This is a genomic window from Aquimarina sp. AU474 (assembly GCF_900312815.1).
In the GTDB taxonomy this organism is placed as follows: Bacteria; Bacteroidota; Bacteroidia; order Flavobacteriales; family Flavobacteriaceae; genus Aquimarina.
Genome location: NZ_OMPE01000005.1, coordinates 154022 through 171270 on the forward strand (window position 1 = coordinate 154022; position 17249 = coordinate 171270).

The window sequence follows — 17249 nt, forward strand, 5'->3', positions numbered from 1 at the left end:
ACGACTTATTAAGTCATGATAAGCAATTTTAAAAAAATAGGATTTGGTGGCGGCTGTCATTGGTGTACAGAAGCTATTTTTCAATCTTTACTAGGAGTAGTACAGGTAGAACAAGGTTATATAAAAAGTATTGAAGAGCATCAAAGCTTTTCTGAAGCGGTAATTGTTCATTATGATGCAGAAAAAATACTTTTAAAAGACCTGATAGAAATACACCTACATACTCACAACAGTACTGTCGATCATAGTTTTAGAAAAAAATATAGAAGTGCTATTTATTATTTTGATCATACACTTAAGGAGCATATCATGCAAATTCTAAAAGAGCAACAGAAAAATTTTGAGGCACCACTAATTACACAAACTCTACCGTTTAAAGAATTTTCTCCTTCTAGAGAAGAGTTACATAATTATTTTTACAAGAATCCCGAAAAACCATTCTGTAAAAAATATATCCATCCCAAAATAGAAATTCTTAAAAAGAAATACTCTACATCACTAAAATAGTATTAGCGATACGTATATGTACCAAATTCACTCTTGATAGTTAATTCTTTTTCTTCAGAAGCTTCTACTCTACCCACTATTTGCGCATCAACATTAAAGCTTTTAGAAATAGAAATGATTTCTTCTGCCACATCAGGAGCTACATATAACTCCATACGATGTCCCATATTAAATACTTGATACATCTCTTTCCAATCTGTACCAGAGTTTTCTTGTATCAATTTAAACAAAGGCGGCACATCAAATAAATTGTCCTTTACAATATGTAAATTATCTATAAAATGTAAGATCTTAGTTTGTGCACCCCCACTACAATGCACCATACCATGAATAGTTTCATTATCAAAACTTGACAATATTTTTTTAATTATAGGCGCATATGTTCTGGTTGGGGATAATACTAATTTACCAGCATCAATAGGAGATTTATCAACCTTATCCGTAAGTTTTGTTTTACCCGAATATACTAAATCTGAAGGAACAGAAGGATCAAAACTCTCTGGATACTTTTCTGCTAGGATTTTATTAAATACATCATGACGAGCAGATGTAAGGCCATTGCTTCCCATACCGCCATTATATTCTTTTTCGTAACTAGCTTGACCAAAAGAAGCTAAACCTACAATAACGTCTCCAGCCTGTATGTTCGCATTATCAATAACATCTTTGCGTTGCATACGAGCGGTAACTGTAGAATCCACTATAATTGTTCTTACCAAGTCACCTACATCTGCGGTTTCACCACCTGTAGAATGAATCTGTACCCCAAAGCTCTTAAGTTCTTCCAACAACTCTTCGGTACCATTAATAATAGCAGAAATTACTTCTCCTGGGATTAAGTTTTTATTTCGACCAATAGTAGAAGATAACATGATATTATCGGTTGCTCCTACGCATAACAAATCATCGATATTCATGATTAAAGCATCTTGAGCAATACCTTTCCAAACCGAAAGGTCACCTGTTTCTTTCCAATACATATATGCCAAAGAAGATTTTGTACCCGCTCCATCTGCATGCATTATCAAACAATACTCCTCATCATTGGTTAGATAATCCGGAACAATTTTGCAAAATGCTTTCGGAAAAAGACCTTTATCTATATTCTTTATTGCGCTATGCACATCTTCTTTAGATGCTGAAACCCCTCGTTGTGCATAACGTTTGCTTACTTCTTGGCTCATTAGATTGAAAATTAAAGCGCAAAGATAATCCAATTTAGTTCAAAGACTAGACTGAAAATACAAAATTCCAAATTCCAATTGTTATACATTGGAATTTGGAACTTGAAGATGTTTTATTTCTTTTAACCTTATTCCCAATCCGGCATAGCAGAATTTTCAATTAAGGTAGTTCTTGAATTAAGGTCAGTAATCAATACTGTTTGAATATTCATTACAGAAATACCATCATTAGATGTATTTACATATATTACTCCGGCCTCATTTGGAGAAAATCTTGGATCCAAATCATTAGTCCCAGATGGCTTATCGGTAGATACATCAATGGTTGCACCACCACCAAAATTATGAATAAACACATGAGAATCTAATCTTCTATAATTTGTGTTTTCTGTACCCGACACATCCCTTGTATATAATAATCGTGTACCATCTATGGATAGGTTTATACCCCCTGCTGCTCCACTAACACCAGTTAAAACAGTTTCTTGTACCACACCAGCTGTATTAATTGTAAAAATCTCTACCGCATATCCGTTCAAATCATTTGTTTTCAAAGCGATTATCCCTGTGTTTTCGTTTTTATCAATTTCGGTAATAAGGTTGCCGTTAGTCGTTTGATAAATTTGGCTTAAACCACTACCTGTTGCATTTATTGAATATAATCTATCTTGATTAGGGAATAATAACTTAGCGCCATTAGCATCCCAAGAAAAGTCAATTTCTTCAAGATTAAACCCAGCTACACCTACTTGAGATGTGACTTGTTTAATTTGAGAACCATCCTCATTCATGGTAAATAAATGAATCTGAGAACCAACTGATTGTAAAAATGCTATTTTTCCGGTAGCCGCATTTCTTCTAGGTCTAAAGCTATTTTTGGATAAAGCTGTAAGTGCGATTTCGGTTCCACCACTTTCATCTGCCGAATAAATAACACTATTTCCTTCAACTAATCTAGTATACACAATCCTATTGTTTGGCGGGGCCGCCGTTTCAAAAGCAAATGTGGCACTATTAACAGGATCATTTATACTATCTGACGCAATTACTTGCCAAAAATATTTGGTGTTAAAAGAAAGTCCAGAAAGTGTAAATGTAGTGTCGGTAATACCTTCAAACAATTCGACATTAGAATTTTCTTCATTTCGTAAGCTTACCGTAAAAGTAAGATCATCATCATCAGGATCACTAATACTCCATACCAATTCTATATCTAAAGGAACCTCAACTGCATTATCTACTGGTGTTACAAGAGTTGCTGCATTTGGAGGACGATTACCAGCTGTTTCTATATCCATTTCAAAAACCACTTCCAACTCTACATCTGGGATTACAGTAATACCTTCAAAAACCGCTAACAAACCTTCTCGTTGTGCAGAGAGCGAATAATCACCCGCAGGAACATTCTCTACCACATAAAACCCTTCGGCATTTGTAAATACTGTACTTGTACCCGGATTGGTTGATATTTTTACATTTTCAAGAGGTTCGTTTGTTCCTACTCTAACTACTCTTCCTTTTACAGCACCTAAACCCGCTATATCAATTGTGTCTTCGCTACATGAAACTGTAGTAAAAACTAACAAAATTACTATTGATCTAATGATAAATCTTTTCACTTTATTTTAATTTTAGTTCTCATACTTCATATACTTGTTTTGTAACAATACTGAATGAGATACATTCGATTACATCTATTATTTTAGATAATCTAATTAATTTTACTCTTCTGGAGTAAGACCATCTTTTCGAACTTTTCTATTACGCTTTCTTAATTTACTAAGTTCTTTATCTTTTCTTTTTTTCTCTTGTCTAGCATCTTTTTTCATTTTTATTGGATTATCAAAATACCAATTCAGTCCAAAAGAAAAATTAAAATATTGATCATCACGTTTTCCTTGAACAATATTATCGAGTTCATCTCCAAAAACAACATTATGAGTGGCATTTAAAGAAACACCTATTTTTTCTGAAACTAAATACTCTAACCCTCCACCGTATTGAAGTTTAAAAAATGTTCTATCAAAAGAATCACTATTCACGTTTCCGAAACCTCCAAAGAAAAAAGGCGAGAGTTTTTCAAAAGGCAACAAGGTTAATTCGGCATTAAGATCTATTGCATTAAACCCTTCAGAAAAAGCAGCTTCATTATTGAGTTCAAATTTACTTATACCAACATTAGCGCTTAAGTACGGATTAAAATACCATCGACCACCTGCCTTAGCAAAATATGATAATTCTGAGTTATTATAATCCCCTCCAATTAATGCTGTTCCTCCCTGTAGATATATGGATTTCTTTCCTCTTCTTTCTTTAAAATACCTGTCGTATAGAGCTGTATTTTGGGCTTCTTCTTTTTCTGCACGATAATCAAGTATCAAATTGTTTACCACATCGGGTGATGCTTTTACTGCCCACAATTTATCTTCTATTCCTTCTACAATAAGGGATTCTACAGCTTTTTCAATTGCTTCAGAAACTGCTAATTGAGCAGGCTCATTTTTCGTAAATCCTGTTTCGGCTTCAAGCAATCTTCTAAATCTAACATATCTAAAGAAATTGGCATCCAGAGCCTGCGACAAAATTGTTTTTGATACGTAGACTGTTTTCAAGATTTTACCGCTCGAAGTAGAAACTGCCCTTAAATAGATAGTTATTCGATCCTGGCGATACTGCGTTGATGCTCCCACACCAAAATATCTTGCTCCTAACCCTCCTGTAATTATATTAGAATCATAAGAAACAATACCTCCCTCTAGAATTATACCAGCATATAGTAAAGGTGGTAATTGAGGTTCATTAGGGTTTTTTGTTTTCCTGTATTCTTTACGTGTAGAACGAATAATGTTACGTTCATTTAATAAATTACTTAGATTTTCTCTTTCTATCGGGACGAACCATTTAGAATCTTCTAAGGCCTTTATTAATATTGTAGTCGCACCTTGGGTAACTGCAGTACTAAAAGTACTTCCGCTTTCTGTTGGTTTATATTGACCCGTTTGATCTCTAAATTTGTATACTCCTACAACAACCGGTTCTACCGGTGCAGGGAAATCTCTAAGTGTTTTAGTAGCATCTGTATCCTCACCGATTCTAGCATTTTCAATAGTAAAAGGTTGATTAAAATATGCCCCACATCCGGATAACAAAAGCACGCAAGAAATAACTGCGATTATTCTATAAAATCTATAGTACATTAAAAATTAATTAGGAATTATTACTTGAGACTGATCTCCTGTACTTGTATCAAGGATATTGATCACTAGGCCTTCTCCTGAGGGAAAGATTTCTATAAATAATGTACCAAAACTAAAAGTACCTTCTGTAAGACCATCTCCAAATTGTTGATTAAACAACGTTCTGGATATTTGGTTTAACAATTGATTATTTAAATTTTCAGTAAACCTTTCTAAATCAGATCGATCATCTCCAGATGCATCTTCATCTGTAAATTTATTTTGAGCTTCTGCAGAGCTTAACAACCATTGATAGTTAAACGTATCCCCTCCAAAAGCAGGGTTTTTAGGTCTATAGACTAAATCTTGTCCAAAAGAAAAGTTATAGGCGAAAAAAGCAAAAAATATTGTTATTGCAAATGATTTCATGTGTTCTTATAATTATTTCAGCCATCGAATAGCACAGTACCTTAGTTAATACTGAAAAATATCATTTTTCTGTTTCTTAAGATCTTTAAAATATTTGTACACCTTTCGAATTGCAAGTTTCGACATTTGTTCTAAATATTCCAAATCCGGTTTCCCAATAAATTGATGAATAATGTTGTCCTCTACTTTTACCTGTAGTATTGTAGTACGGCCAAAACTTAATGTTTCATATATGCCTACTATTTTATTTCCATTTATTTGATTAAGTGTGTAAGAACTATAGAAAAACTCGTAAAAATCCCTTCCAGGTTTCGTTTTGGTTTCTTCTATGACGATCCCTTTAAGTTCTATTCCATCATCAGACGATTCTTCCTCAACTTTTTCTGGCTTTTTCTTGATTTCTTCATTAAATGCTATACGATCTTTGCCTACGATAGTACCCTCTTCATAAATCAATAAAAGCACTATGATTTTATCTGTCTCTTCAATATTTATAGATGTTACCGATAACTCTTTAGTCTCGTTGGCTTCTAAAGTAAATCTACCTTCTTGATTGTTTTTCGAAAGGTTGTTTTGAGCATTTGTTCTAAAAACAGTAAAAGTATATTTTAAACTTTTATATACTTCTGTAGTATTAGCAGCTGTACCGGTTAATGAGATCGTACCATCTATTTTTTCTAATTTTATTTTAGCAACAACATCCGTATTTGTGTGTTGTTGACCACTGACCATCTGGAAAACCAAAATAAAAAAAAAGATAATTTTTGGTTTCATAAAATATAATCTAATTGAGAAGGTTAAAAACTTCTAATAACAATAGTTCTGGCATCACCAGTCATCTTAAATTTTAGGTTTTTTGACAATTCATTGGTTCCAAAACGTTCAAAAATAAGGTTGTTTCCTTCTTGAATTAGTTCTAAATTGGTAGATATGTTAGGGTTAAATGAAAAATCAACAACGCTATTATTGTTTCCTGTTTGCGTAATCAATTTATCAATTTCTCTTGCAGTTTCATTTATTTCAACATTATTTTCTGTTCCATCTTGAAATATCTTAATATCAGAAGATTGAGAAACAACATTAGAAATTACAACATTATTTGTACCTATTTGTTGTATAAAAACAGAATTCCCTCTCTCTGCAACAGAAGGCAAACTTCTTGTATCTTGAGATGTTACAGCATTTAACTGTGACAGGGTTATGAATTTATCTTGATCTGTAATCAAAATCTCATCTTCCTTATCATTGTCTTGAGCGAATGATACCGTAGAAGAAAACATCAACAATGCGAAAATCTTAATATATATAGTATTCGTGTTCATTGTTTATCAGAATTAAAAAATGGAGAAAAGAGTTATGCTTATTTTTACACAAGCATAACTCTTTCTAAAGATATTAAATTTTAATCAGATTTGTTTGATTAAAATCCATTTTGAGTCACTACAGCAGAGTTATTTGTTCCTGCTTGAATAATAGTACTTGTGTTAAGATCTCCTAACTGAGTAACAAAAGTATTGTTATCTACACCAGTTTGTAAATCTTCAGCTAAGTTTCCATTTCCGAATTGGAAGATATCACTTGTATTCGTAGCTCCATTTTGATCAGAGTTAGCGATGTTCTCATCTCCAAATTGGAAGTGAATTACTAAGTTACTTTCTCCAGATATAGCTCCAGATCCTTCTTGTGAAGATTCAGAAATGTTACCGTTTCCAAATTGAAACTGATCTGCAACATTTTCTCCTCCAAAAGTTAGAATGTTTTGAGTAGAAGAAGCACTGTTACCAACACCATTTTGAGTTTGTGCAGCTACGTTATTATCTTCTTCTTGTCTTGCAAATGCATCATTACTATCACCAGTCTGATTTTGGTTTATAGAACCACCTCTAGAAGTAAAGAAAAGACCTCCTTGTACAGCTTCTGCATTGTTTCCTACTCCTGTTTGGCTTTGAACAGCTACATTATCTGTACCTGATTGCGTTACATTAGCAACATTTTCGTCTCCACTTTGAGATTGATCAGAAGAGTTAGTACTTCCGTTTTGTGAAGCTGCAGCAATATTACCGTTACCAATTTGGATTTGGATTGCAAAGTTATCTCCACCAAAAGAACCTAAGTTTTGAGTAATACTTGCATCATTTGCATCTCCAGCTTGTCCTTGAAGTGCTGTGTTGTTATCTTCTTCCTGGTTAGCGAATGCATTATTCTCATCACCAATTTGAATTTGTTGTACTTCACCACCTCTAGATTCAAAAATACTGCTTCCTTGAATAGAAGTAGCCGTGTTACCACCACCATCTTGATCTTGGATCAAAACGTTATCTGGTCCAAATTGCTCTCCGGCTGCTAAGTTAGCTTCACCTAGTTGATTTTGTCTAGAAGAGTTATTGTCTCCTACTTGCGTAATAGTAGCGGTATTAAATACACCATCTTGGTTACTATCACTAACATTAAAAGTTCCTTCTTGAGAAGCAGTAGCAGAGTTACCATCTCCAATCTGAGTTTGGAATGCTGTGTTTAAAATCCCTTCTTGAGAAATAACAGCTGTATTACCATTTCCTTCTTGTAATTGTGTTGCTTGGTTACCTCCACCTGTAAATGCCAAATTTTGTGTAGCACTTGCAGAGTTTCCGTCACCGATTTGATCTTGAGTAACTGAGTTTAAAAGTTCTTCGTGTTGAGCAAAAGCGGTATTTTTGTTTCCTATTTGCGTTTGCTGAACTGTTCCGCTTGTAGAACTAAAATCTTCACTTCCTTGAAGTGCCGTCGCATTGTTTCCCATTCCTTCTTGTACTGTTATTGAAGAATTGGTTGCTCCTACTTGAGTAATAGTAGCTAAATTTTCGTCCCCTGTTTGGTTAACGTCGCTTGAGTTTGACTGCGCAACCATCACTGTAGCACTTAATAAAGTTGCTAGACTAAGAATTACTGTTTTCATACGTAATATAATTAAAATGATTAATGTGAGTTACTTATTTATCTTTTAGCACAAACCAATATATGATTAGAATATCCTAATCCTTTTAGGCAGTAAGTATAAAAGTATGTTTGGGGACTCTAGGGGGTTTTTCATCAAAATACATCTATTTTGACGTTGACAAATTTATAAAAATATTAAGGCGATTTTAAAGGTTTCTTAAGAATTCGACAAAATACATTACGTAAAAACCGTAGAAATTAACTTTTCCTACGGTTTTATTAATAGTTTAACAGTTATTATTATTATGTTAAAAATGGCACTAATATTAGGTCTGTAAGTTATTTCTTACCTATCTAGTAAACAGAAGCTCACGATACTTAGTCAATGGCCATAACTCATCATCGACTAACAACTCTAATTTATCACAACTATAACGTATTTCGTCAAATATAGGTTTTACTTTTTTGCAATAATCCGAAGCTTTCTTCTCTAAGTCTTCTAATTTATTTGCTTTTCTTCTTTCTTCGGTCATCTTATTAACCTTAGTATTTATTTTTCCAATATGCTGAGAAATTTCCTCAATAATCTCCATTTGTTCCTGAGCATATTTTTTGAAATCTTTTTCGTAAAGTTCTTTTAAACCCGAAACATTACTAATTAGCATATTCTGATATCGAATTGCAGTGGGAATAACATGATTTCTAGCAATATCTCCTAAAACTCTACCTTCAATTTGAATTCTCATTACATATTCTTCGACTTCAATTTCATAACGGGCCTCGGCTTCAATCTTATTCATTACCCCCATATTTTCAAAAAGGGTAATATTTTTTTCAGACACTTTGGCTTTAAGAGCCTCGGGCGTTGTTTTATTATTACTCAATCCTCTCTTTTTTGCCTCTTTCTCCCAATCCTGGCTATACCCATTACCTTCAAAAAGAATATTTTTAGATTTCTTTATATATTCTCTCAATATATTAAAGATCGCTTCATCTTTTTTGAGTCCTTTTTTATCGATTAATGCATCTACTTCTTTTTTAAAATCAACCAACTGTTTTGCAACAATTGTATTGAGGATAGTCATAGGATTAGCACAATTAGCTTTAGATCCCACAGCTCTGAATTCAAATTTATTACCCGTAAAAGCAAAAGGAGATGTTCTATTTCTATCTGTATTATCTAATAGGATTTCAGGGATTTTACCCACAACATTTAATTTAAGATCAGTCTTTTCTTGAGGAGACAATTTCCCATCTGTAACACCCTCTAACTCTTTAAGCACTGCAGTTAACTGTTCTCCAATAAACACCGACATTATCGCAGGAGGTGCTTCATTTGCGCCTAGCCTATGATCATTACTAGCCGAAGCAATTCCTGCTCTCATCAACTCTTCATTATCATTAATTGCTTTAATAGTATTTACAAAAAATGTTAAAAACTGAAGATTACTCATTGGTGTTTTTCCTGGACTTAACAAATTGACTCCAGTATTAGTACCCAACGACCAATTATTGTGTTTACCAGATCCATTTACTCCAGCAAAAGGTTTTTCATGAAGTAATACCCTAAGATTATGCCTTGCTCCTATTTTACCCATAATATCCATTAACAAAGAATTATGGTCAACAGCCAAATTAGTTTCTTCATAAATCGGAGCTAATTCAAATTGATTAGGTGCAACTTCATTATGACGTGTCTTGACCGGAATACCTAACAACATACATTCGACTTCTAAATCCATCATAAAGTTGAGCGCCCTTGTTGGAATACTACCAAAATAATGATCGTCTAATTGTTGTCCTTTTGCCGATGAATGCCCTAAAAGAGTTCTACCAGTCATTACGATATCAGGCCTAGAATATGCCAAGGCACTATCGATCAAAAAATACTCTTGTTCCCAACCTAGAGAAGCATTTACTTTTTTTACGTTTTTATCAAAAAACTTAGATACAGCGGTAGCTGCATTATCGACCGCTTGCAATGCTCTTAACAAAGGTGTTTTATAATCTAATGCTTCACCGGTATATGCTACAAATACAGTAGGTATACACAAAGTCGTACCGTAGATAAATGCAGGAGACGTAGGGTCCCAAGCCGTATATCCCCTTGCTTCAAAAGTATTCCGGATTCCTCCATTAGGGAAAGAGGACGCATCTGGTTCTTGTTGTACTAACTGACCTCCTCCAAATTTCTCTATAGCTTGCCCATTACCAATGGTTTCAAAAAAAGCATCGTGTTTTTCGGCAGTAGCTCCTGTAAGCGGTTGAAACCAATGTGTATAATGAGTTACTCCTTTTGCTAAGGCCCAATCTTTCATAGCAGAAGCAATTTGATCAGCAATCCTACGATCAATTTTAGAACCATGTTCTATAGCATTCATTACACTATTATAAGCATCAGTGGTTAACGATTGCATCATTGTTGTTTGATTAAACACATTTTCGCCAAATAGCACAGATCTGCGTTCTGTTTCTTTAACTATAACAGAATCACGATTTAACGTCTCTTTTAAAGCTTGAAATCGGAGTGTAGACATAATTGAGTAAGTTTTATTACAAATATAAAACAAGTTTAGATTGTAAATATGAAAATTATATTCTTTTAAAAATGAATATAATTAAAAATACCCCCTAAAAAAGTAGGGTGTTGATAAAAATGACGATAAATTAAACGATAACACCCCTATTTTTTTTGGTTATACAAAAAGAAAAAGTAGTTTTGCACCCTTAAGAGTTTAATTTATAAAGTATTAATTATGAGTAAAGCTAAATTAGAATACATTTGGTTAGATGGTTATAAACCAACTGCTAATCTAAGAAGTAAAACAAAAGTTGAGGAAAACTTTAGTGGAAAGCTTGAGGATTGTCCTGTATGGTCTTTTGACGGTAGTTCGACAAGACAAGCAGAAGGTGGTTCTTCTGATTGTTTATTAAAGCCAGTTGCTATTTACCCTGACCCTACAAGAAGAAACGGATTTCTTGTAATGACAGAAGTTTTAAATGCAGATGGTACACCTCATGAGTCTAATGCCAGAGCAACGATTGATGATAATGATAATGATTTCTGGTTTGGTTTTGAGCAAGAATACTTTATCATGGACAGAAATACGCAATTACCTTTAGGATTTCCTGTTGGTGGTTATCCTGGACCTCAAGGAATGTACTACTGTTCTGTAGGGGGTAGAAATACTCATGGAAGAGATTTTGTTGAAGAACATGCAGATTTATGTATAGATGCTGGACTTAATTTTGAAGGTATCAATCAAGAAGTTGCAAGTGGACAGTGGGAATTTCAATTATTCTCTAAAGGAGCCAAAAAAGCAGGAGATGAAATTTGGGTAGCTCGTTACTTATTAGATCGTCTTACCGAAAAATATGGATACTATATTGAATACCACCCTAAGCCAATCAAAGGTGATTGGAATGGTTCTGGTATGCATGCTAACTTCTCTAATGAAGTATTAAGAACTTGCGGTTCTAAAGAAATATATGAAACAATTTGTGAAGCTTTTAGACCTGTTACCAAAGAGCATATCGCAGTATATGGTGAGTTTAATGATCAAAGATTAACTGGAGAGCACGAAACACAATCTATTCATGAATTCTCATTTGGTGTGTCTGATAGAGGAGCATCAATAAGAATTCCTATTATCACTGTAGAAAACGGATGGAAAGGATGGTTAGAAGATCGTCGTCCAGCTTCTAATGGAGATCCATATAAAATTGCTGCAAGAATTGTTACTACAGTTAAGACTGCTAACGTAGAAGCATTATTAGCATAATATAATACATGAACTAACCTAGATTGTTAGTTAAACGCAAAAAACCTCTAAGAAAATTCTTAGAGGTTTTTTTATTATTATTCGTTTTTAATCTTATTCTACTATGTACTTTCTATTTTAAAAATACTAATGCGATAAAAACACAGTATCCTACAAAAATTAAAAGCCCTTTAGGACGGCCTAAAATCATTTTTTTAGGGATAAACGCCAAAGGAAGTAAAATCATTGCAAAACCCAACATCCAATAAATATTAACTCCCATCAAAGCTTCATCTTTTACAGCTATTGGTTGTATCATTGCAGTAATACCTAATACTGATGCAATATTAAAGATATTAGATCCTATAAGATTTCCTAACGAGATTGCTTTTTCCTGTTTTAATGCCGCTATAACCGATGCTGCCAACTCCGGAACACTTGTTCCTACAGCAATAAGTGTTACTGCAATAACACCCTCACTCACCCCCATTTTTAAGGCAATATGCTCTGCCCCGTTAACCAGCAGCTCAGATCCGAAATATAATGCGCACCCCCCGATAAGTAGCCAAATAAAAATTTTAAAGTTGGATGTCTTCTCAAGTGCATCGTCTACTTCATCCGACACAGCACCAGATAATTTTCTTGACCTTCTAATCAATAAGAAAAGATACAGAAGTAGTGACAAAAAGAATATAAGCCCTTCTAATCGACTTAAGACTCCATCATTATCCAACACGAAATAAAGAGCAAATGACAACAACAGCATTACCGGCCAGTTAAACTTATAAAAATCTCTATCAATTGCCAGTGGGCCTATAATAGCAGTAATCCCAAGTACCAAACCAATATTAGCAATATTAGAACCTACCACATTTCCCAAAGAAATATCAGATAGCCCGCCTAAGGCAGCCTGAACACTCACTAATAATTCTGGAGCGGATGTAGCGAATGAAACTACAGTTAATCCAATTACCATTTTAGAGAGCTTTAACCTAAAGGATAACGCTACAGATGATCGTACCAAAAATTCTCCACCTACCACAAGAAGTACGAACCCAATTAACACATAAAATATACTTAATATCATTGCCTATTATTTGATTGCGAATATATATAATATGTATCTGTTAGCTCACAGCAAACGAAATATTTTTATACAATCCTCTCGTTAAAAACTAAAAAAATAGTTACATAACTAAAAAAATAGTTGTAAAACTAAAAATATAGTTATAGATTTGACAACACTTAATATTTTTCTCATGGAAAAACTTACAAATAAGGAAGAAGAAATCATGCAAGCATTATGGAAGCTAGAAAAAGCTTTTGCCAAAGAAGTGCAAGCCGAGTTAGGCAATACAGTGCATTACAATACGGTATCCACAATAATTCGTAACCTAGAAGAAAAAGGGTATATAAAGCATGATGCATTTGGCAAAACACATCAATATTATCCTGTGATTACCAAGGAGGCCTATAGAAGTCGTTTTGTGAGCAAGGCAATGAAAGAATATTTTAACGACTCATATAAAAATATGGTTTCCTTTTTTGCAAAAGAAGAAAAAATCACAGCAGAAGAGCTAAGAGAAATTTTACAAGTAATTGAACAAAAAAAATAAGCTATGGATGCTCTTTTATTATATATATGTAAGGCAAGTGCTGTACTCTCTATATTTTATATAGTTTATCACTTCATGCTCAGAAAAGACACTTTTTTTACTACAAACAGGCATTTCTTACTCACAGGTATCCTTACCTCTTTTGCTTTACCTTTCATAGAATTTACAACCATAAAGCTTATTGAAAGTCCTAACTTTTATACAATACAAGCTACAGACATAAACCAAATCGCTATAGTTACCGAAATTATTAATTGGTGGCAAGTAGGAGCGTTAGTTTATGGTCTTGGAGTTATGGTATTTTTAATACGTTTTGGAATTCAATTGTTTTCTTTAAAAAAGTTATTAATTCATAACCCAACCATCAAAGAAGGAAGATTTACTCTGGTAGAAGTAAAAGAAAATATATCCCCTTTTTCGTTCTTTAACACCATCGTGTATAATCGAGATCTGCACAGTACTCAAGAAATGGAAATGATTATTTCTCATGAAAAAATCCATGCCCAACAATACCACACAATTGATTTATTAATGGTTAATCTACTTATGATCACGCAGTGGTTTAACCCTCTTGTTTGGTTATACAAAAGGAGTTTGGAACAAAACTTAGAATTTATTGCCGATCGAGGCGCTATAAACGAAGTAGATTCTAAAAAAGAATATCAACTTACATTGGTAAGAGTATCTGCAAACAACTACTCTACCATTGTAAATAATTTTTATCAATCATTAATCAAAAAACGAATCGTTATGTTAAACAAAACAAATTCTAAAAAGAAAAATGCCTGGAAAACAATTGTTGTTCTCCCTATGTTAAGTTTATTTTTATGGGGTTTTAACACCAAAGAAATAATCAAATTTCAGCCTAATGACCCTATTGTATATGAAACTAATTACGCGTCTGATAAAGGAGAAGAAAAGACTACAAAATTTATGGTCAACAAAAATTCTTCTAAGGCTGAACTAGAAAAAATAAAGACAACGTTACAAAATGAATACGATGTTAAAGTAAAGTTTTCAAGTATAAAACGAAATTCGAATAATGAGATTACTAGTATAAAAGTAGTTTTGGTTTCAAAAAACAGTAATACCAATTATAAAATCTCGAATAACACCCCTATCAAACCCTTTATTATCTCATACGACACAAAAACTAACAAAACTAAAATTAGCACTCAATCGATTGACACACACAGTTTTGTTTCGGTAACTAGCAATGGCAAAGGCAATAGCAATAGCAATAGCAATAGCAATAGCAAATCTATCAAAATTCATACGAATTATGACGAAGACGAAGATGAAGATCATGACGGAAAACACAAATTCATATTCACTAATGGTACTAAAACAAAAATTGTTAAAGATGGAGAAGTGATTATAGAAGAATTTCATGGAGATGATGATGACAATACTTTTGAGGTACATACTGAGGATCACAAAACTTTTGCTTTTGTAACTGGAGATCATGAAGGAGATCCACTAATTATTATTGATGGTGAAAAATCCACCAAAAAAGAAATGGAAAAATTGGACTCAGATAAGATCGAAAGCGTTAATGTAATAAAAGGTAAGAATGCTGTAGAAAAATATGGAAAAGAAGCAAAAAATGGAGTGATTGTAGTGATTACCAAAAAAGATTAATCAATACTCAAAACAACGAATGGAAGATTTCCTGGTTCATATATTTAAGAAAACATTTGACCACTATAATTGATTGCTCCGAGTCCGAAGTATGGATTTTACAGGACAAAAAAATAAATTTATCATATTTTTTTTAAATCTAAACCCGCCTGATTATGGTGGGTTTTGTGTATTTTTGAAACATGAAAAAAACACTGTTTTCTATACTAGCCAAATTAAACAAACTCATCCTGCCGAGTTTTACTAAAAGACGATTAGATCTTAGCAAAGCTTCAAAATTACAACTTCTCATATTTGGTTGGAGATTGTATGTTACCAAAAGAGCTCTATCCTAAGACTTCTTGTATATTTTATTTCTTAAAAACTTTCATTTTGCAACACCGGTTACAAATTTTCGTAATTAAGGTGAACATCTAATATCCCATATAATGAATAACCAAAAATATTTAGCATGAAAAAATGGATCTTTTTGGGAGTCGGTATACTAGGTATGCTTTCCCTAACTTCATTTACCAATCATCCCGATAGACATTTTGTTTTAGATAACAATCAGTCAGACGAGATCACTGCTATCATTAATAAAAATACTACGGAACAAGAACTTGATGATTTAAAAACTTTTTTTTCTGAAAACAACATTGAACTTGTCATCAAAAAAATAGCATATAATGATCAAAACGAAATTGTAAGTTTAAGTATTATACTCAAAAAAGGAGATACAAAAAGTCAATATTCATCTTCATCAAATACTCCAATTTCAGAAATAGAACTTGGATACAAAAATGATAATCTATACATAACAAATTCTGGCATGTTTGATATTACCGCATGGAGCGGTCAATCAAATCTACCTCATCAATTTATGAATATGGATAGTATTACAAAAAAGCACGGCTTTGCTTTTAATTTTAATTTTGACAAGGATAAAGATTCTTTATTTTTTAAAGGAAATATGGACATCAAGAGATTTAAAGATCAAATCTTAAGATCTTTCACTTTTAAAGAAGATGAAAAAGGAAATTTCTTTTTTAATGGGCAACAAGTTCCTTCTTTTAGAAATAATATGCGTCAACGATATAATTTCATAGACAATCCAGATATTGAAAAATTAATTATTATTGATGGAAAAGAAGCCGATTTCAATACATTAGACACCTTGGCAAAATCAGATGAGTTAGCAGAAGTAGATTTTCTTAAACCGGAAACCGCTATAAGTGTGTATGGGGAAAAGGCCAAGGACGGAGCTATAATCGCAACTACCAAAAAGTAGGTAGTATTCTTTATATTTATTGTGTTAAAAAGGTCTTCTATTGAAGGCCTTTTTTGTTTTAATAATTTAGCACTGAAACTACCGGGGCATTGAGTTTATCTCTCCCATTAAGGAAATCTAATTCCATAATAAAATTACATTGCACTACTATTCCACCTACCTCTTCGATCAATTGATATACAGCTTGAGCCGTACCTCCCGTTGCCAATACGTCATCATGTATTAAAATATGCTCTCCCGGTTTAATAGCATCAATATGTATCTCTAAAGTATCTTGACCATACTCCAGACCATAACTTTTTGAAACCACTTCGTAAGGAAGCTTCCCTTTTTTTCTCACGGGTATAAAGCCAGCTCCCAAACGCTCTGCAATCATTCCGCCCAAAATAAAACCTCTTGCCTCAATACCTATTACTTTATCAATTTTTATATCACTAGGACAATACCCTGCCAATGTATCCGCACATTTAATCAAAGCTTCATGATTAGATAGTAATGGTGTTATATCTTTAAACAAAACTCCCGCTTTAGGAAAATCAGGAATATCTCTAATAAAATCTTGTAAATTCATCGGCCGAAAGTAATGAAAATAAAAAAACAAACCCAAAAGAGCACTTGGGGTTATTGCCTTTGCTTAGTACATATTACCAAAAAAATAAAGATAAAACTAAGCTTACCCAAAGACAACCATCTCGGTTTAGACACTTATTACTAACACATTACACATAACAACATAACTATATCTTTAT

Annotated in this window: 16 protein-coding genes; 6 read left to right on the forward strand and 10 right to left on the reverse strand. The window is 33.1% G+C overall.

Translation table 11 applies throughout. The annotated features are described in order from the left end of the window. Positions 1 to 15 precede the first annotated feature (15 nt). The gene (locus tag DK508_RS03460; RefSeq protein WP_109299354.1) at positions 16 to 507 is read left to right on the forward strand and encodes a peptide-methionine (S)-S-oxide reductase; all 492 of its coding nucleotides are present in this window, start codon (positions 16 to 18) and stop codon (positions 505 to 507) included. 2 nt (positions 508 to 509) lie between these two features. Here the strand turns inward: DK508_RS03460 and DK508_RS03465 are convergent, their stop codons facing one another. The 8 genes from DK508_RS03465 to DK508_RS03500 form a co-directional block, all read right to left on the reverse strand. Continuing rightward, positions 510 to 1691 carry an AIR synthase related protein gene (locus tag DK508_RS03465; protein ID WP_109299355.1) on the reverse strand — a complete coding sequence of 394 codons (1182 nt, stop codon included), beginning with the start codon at positions 1689 to 1691 and terminating at the stop codon, positions 510 to 512. Between the two features lie 128 nt (positions 1692 to 1819). Then, positions 1820 to 3310, reverse strand: coding sequence for a carboxypeptidase regulatory-like domain-containing protein (locus DK508_RS03470; protein ID WP_235016268.1), 1491 nt, complete (start codon positions 3308 to 3310; stop codon positions 1820 to 1822). Positions 3311 to 3412: 102 nt separating this feature from the next. Beyond that, positions 3413 to 4888, reverse strand: coding sequence for a CsgG/HfaB family protein (locus tag DK508_RS03475; RefSeq protein WP_109299356.1), 1476 nt, complete (start codon positions 4886 to 4888; stop codon positions 3413 to 3415). Between the two features lie 6 nt (positions 4889 to 4894). After that, a complete protein-coding gene (locus DK508_RS03480; RefSeq protein WP_109299357.1) occupies positions 4895 to 5296 on the reverse strand; it encodes a curli production assembly/transport component CsgF in 402 nt (133 codons plus the stop codon). Between the two features lie 45 nt (positions 5297 to 5341). Continuing rightward, complete coding sequence (locus tag DK508_RS03485) at positions 5342 to 6070, reverse strand: CsgE family curli-type amyloid fiber assembly protein (protein ID WP_109299358.1); 729 nt, start codon at positions 6068 to 6070, stop codon at positions 5342 to 5344. 23 nt (positions 6071 to 6093) lie between these two features. Continuing rightward, positions 6094 to 6618, reverse strand: a complete 525-nt coding sequence (locus tag DK508_RS03490) for a hypothetical protein (protein ID WP_109299359.1) — start codon at positions 6616 to 6618, stop codon at positions 6094 to 6096. 98 nt (positions 6619 to 6716) lie between these two features. Next, a complete protein-coding gene (locus DK508_RS03495) occupies positions 6717 to 8231 on the reverse strand; it encodes a hypothetical protein (protein WP_109299360.1) in 1515 nt (504 codons plus the stop codon). Between the two features lie 331 nt (positions 8232 to 8562). Beyond that, positions 8563 to 10749, reverse strand: coding sequence for a glutamine synthetase III (locus DK508_RS03500; RefSeq protein WP_109299361.1), 2187 nt, complete (start codon positions 10747 to 10749; stop codon positions 8563 to 8565). Positions 10750 to 10968: 219 nt separating this feature from the next. On the opposite strand from DK508_RS03500, the gene DK508_RS03505 reads away from it, so the two are divergent. Then, positions 10969 to 11994 (forward strand): glutamine synthetase beta-grasp domain-containing protein, encoded by a 1026-nt coding sequence (locus DK508_RS03505; RefSeq protein WP_109299362.1) that lies wholly within the window; start codon positions 10969 to 10971, stop codon positions 11992 to 11994. Between the two features lie 112 nt (positions 11995 to 12106). On the opposite strand, the gene DK508_RS03510 is transcribed toward DK508_RS03505, so the two are convergent. Further along, positions 12107 to 13060, reverse strand: a complete 954-nt coding sequence (locus DK508_RS03510) for a calcium/sodium antiporter (RefSeq protein ID WP_109299363.1) — start codon at positions 13058 to 13060, stop codon at positions 12107 to 12109. 172 nt (positions 13061 to 13232) lie between these two features. Between DK508_RS03510 and DK508_RS03515 the strand changes: the two genes are divergently transcribed. The 4 genes from DK508_RS03515 (at position 13233) to DK508_RS03530 (ending at position 16500) form a co-directional block, all read left to right on the forward strand. Then, complete coding sequence (locus tag DK508_RS03515; RefSeq protein WP_109299364.1) at positions 13233 to 13589, forward strand: BlaI/MecI/CopY family transcriptional regulator; 357 nt, start codon at positions 13233 to 13235, stop codon at positions 13587 to 13589. Positions 13590 to 13592: 3 nt separating this feature from the next. Further along, a complete protein-coding gene (locus tag DK508_RS03520) occupies positions 13593 to 15230 on the forward strand; it encodes a M56 family metallopeptidase (protein ID WP_109299365.1) in 1638 nt (545 codons plus the stop codon). Positions 15231 to 15412: 182 nt separating this feature from the next. Beyond that, the gene (locus DK508_RS21410) at positions 15413 to 15565 is read left to right on the forward strand and encodes an SsrA-binding protein (protein WP_109299366.1); all 153 of its coding nucleotides are present in this window, start codon (positions 15413 to 15415) and stop codon (positions 15563 to 15565) included. A gap of 116 nt (positions 15566 to 15681) precedes the next feature. Further along, positions 15682 to 16500, forward strand: coding sequence for a hypothetical protein (locus tag DK508_RS03530; protein WP_109299367.1), 819 nt, complete (start codon positions 15682 to 15684; stop codon positions 16498 to 16500). A gap of 58 nt (positions 16501 to 16558) precedes the next feature. Here the strand turns inward: DK508_RS03530 and DK508_RS03535 are convergent, their stop codons facing one another. After that, positions 16559 to 17071, reverse strand: coding sequence for an adenine phosphoribosyltransferase (locus DK508_RS03535; protein WP_109299368.1), 513 nt, complete (start codon positions 17069 to 17071; stop codon positions 16559 to 16561). Positions 17072 to 17249 lie beyond the last annotated feature (178 nt).

Bases quoted from the DNA above. Each gene is read 5' to 3' on its own strand.
- DK508_RS21410 (WP_109299366.1), top strand. From the start codon at position 15,413: ATGAAAAAAACACTGTTTTCTATACTAGCCAAATTAAACAAACTCATC.
- DK508_RS03535 (WP_109299368.1), bottom strand. From the start codon at position 17,071: ATGAATTTACAAGATTTTATTAGAGATATTCCTGATTTTCCTAAAGCG.
- DK508_RS03465 (WP_109299355.1), bottom strand. From the start codon at position 1,691: ATGAGCCAAGAAGTAAGCAAACGTTATGCACAACGAGGGGTTTCAGCA.
- DK508_RS03500 (WP_109299361.1), bottom strand. From the start codon at position 10,749: ATGTCTACACTCCGATTTCAAGCTTTAAAAGAGACGTTAAATCGTGAT.
- DK508_RS03505 (WP_109299362.1), top strand. From the start codon at position 10,969: ATGAGTAAAGCTAAATTAGAATACATTTGGTTAGATGGTTATAAACCA.
- DK508_RS03495 (WP_109299360.1), bottom strand. From the start codon at position 8,231: ATGAAAACAGTAATTCTTAGTCTAGCAACTTTATTAAGTGCTACAGTG.
- DK508_RS03520 (WP_109299365.1), top strand. From the start codon at position 13,593: ATGGATGCTCTTTTATTATATATATGTAAGGCAAGTGCTGTACTCTCT.
- DK508_RS03485 (WP_109299358.1), bottom strand. From the start codon at position 6,070: ATGAAACCAAAAATTATCTTTTTTTTTATTTTGGTTTTCCAGATGGTC.
- DK508_RS03530 (WP_109299367.1), top strand. From the start codon at position 15,682: ATGAAAAAATGGATCTTTTTGGGAGTCGGTATACTAGGTATGCTTTCC.
- DK508_RS03480 (WP_109299357.1), bottom strand. From the start codon at position 5,296: ATGAAATCATTTGCAATAACAATATTTTTTGCTTTTTTCGCCTATAAC.
- DK508_RS03475 (WP_109299356.1), bottom strand. From the start codon at position 4,888: ATGTACTATAGATTTTATAGAATAATCGCAGTTATTTCTTGCGTGCTT.
- DK508_RS03460 (WP_109299354.1), top strand. From the start codon at position 16: ATGATAAGCAATTTTAAAAAAATAGGATTTGGTGGCGGCTGTCATTGG.
- DK508_RS03510 (WP_109299363.1), bottom strand. From the start codon at position 13,060: ATGATATTAAGTATATTTTATGTGTTAATTGGGTTCGTACTTCTTGTG.
- DK508_RS03490 (WP_109299359.1), bottom strand. From the start codon at position 6,618: ATGAACACGAATACTATATATATTAAGATTTTCGCATTGTTGATGTTT.
- DK508_RS03515 (WP_109299364.1), top strand. From the start codon at position 13,233: ATGGAAAAACTTACAAATAAGGAAGAAGAAATCATGCAAGCATTATGG.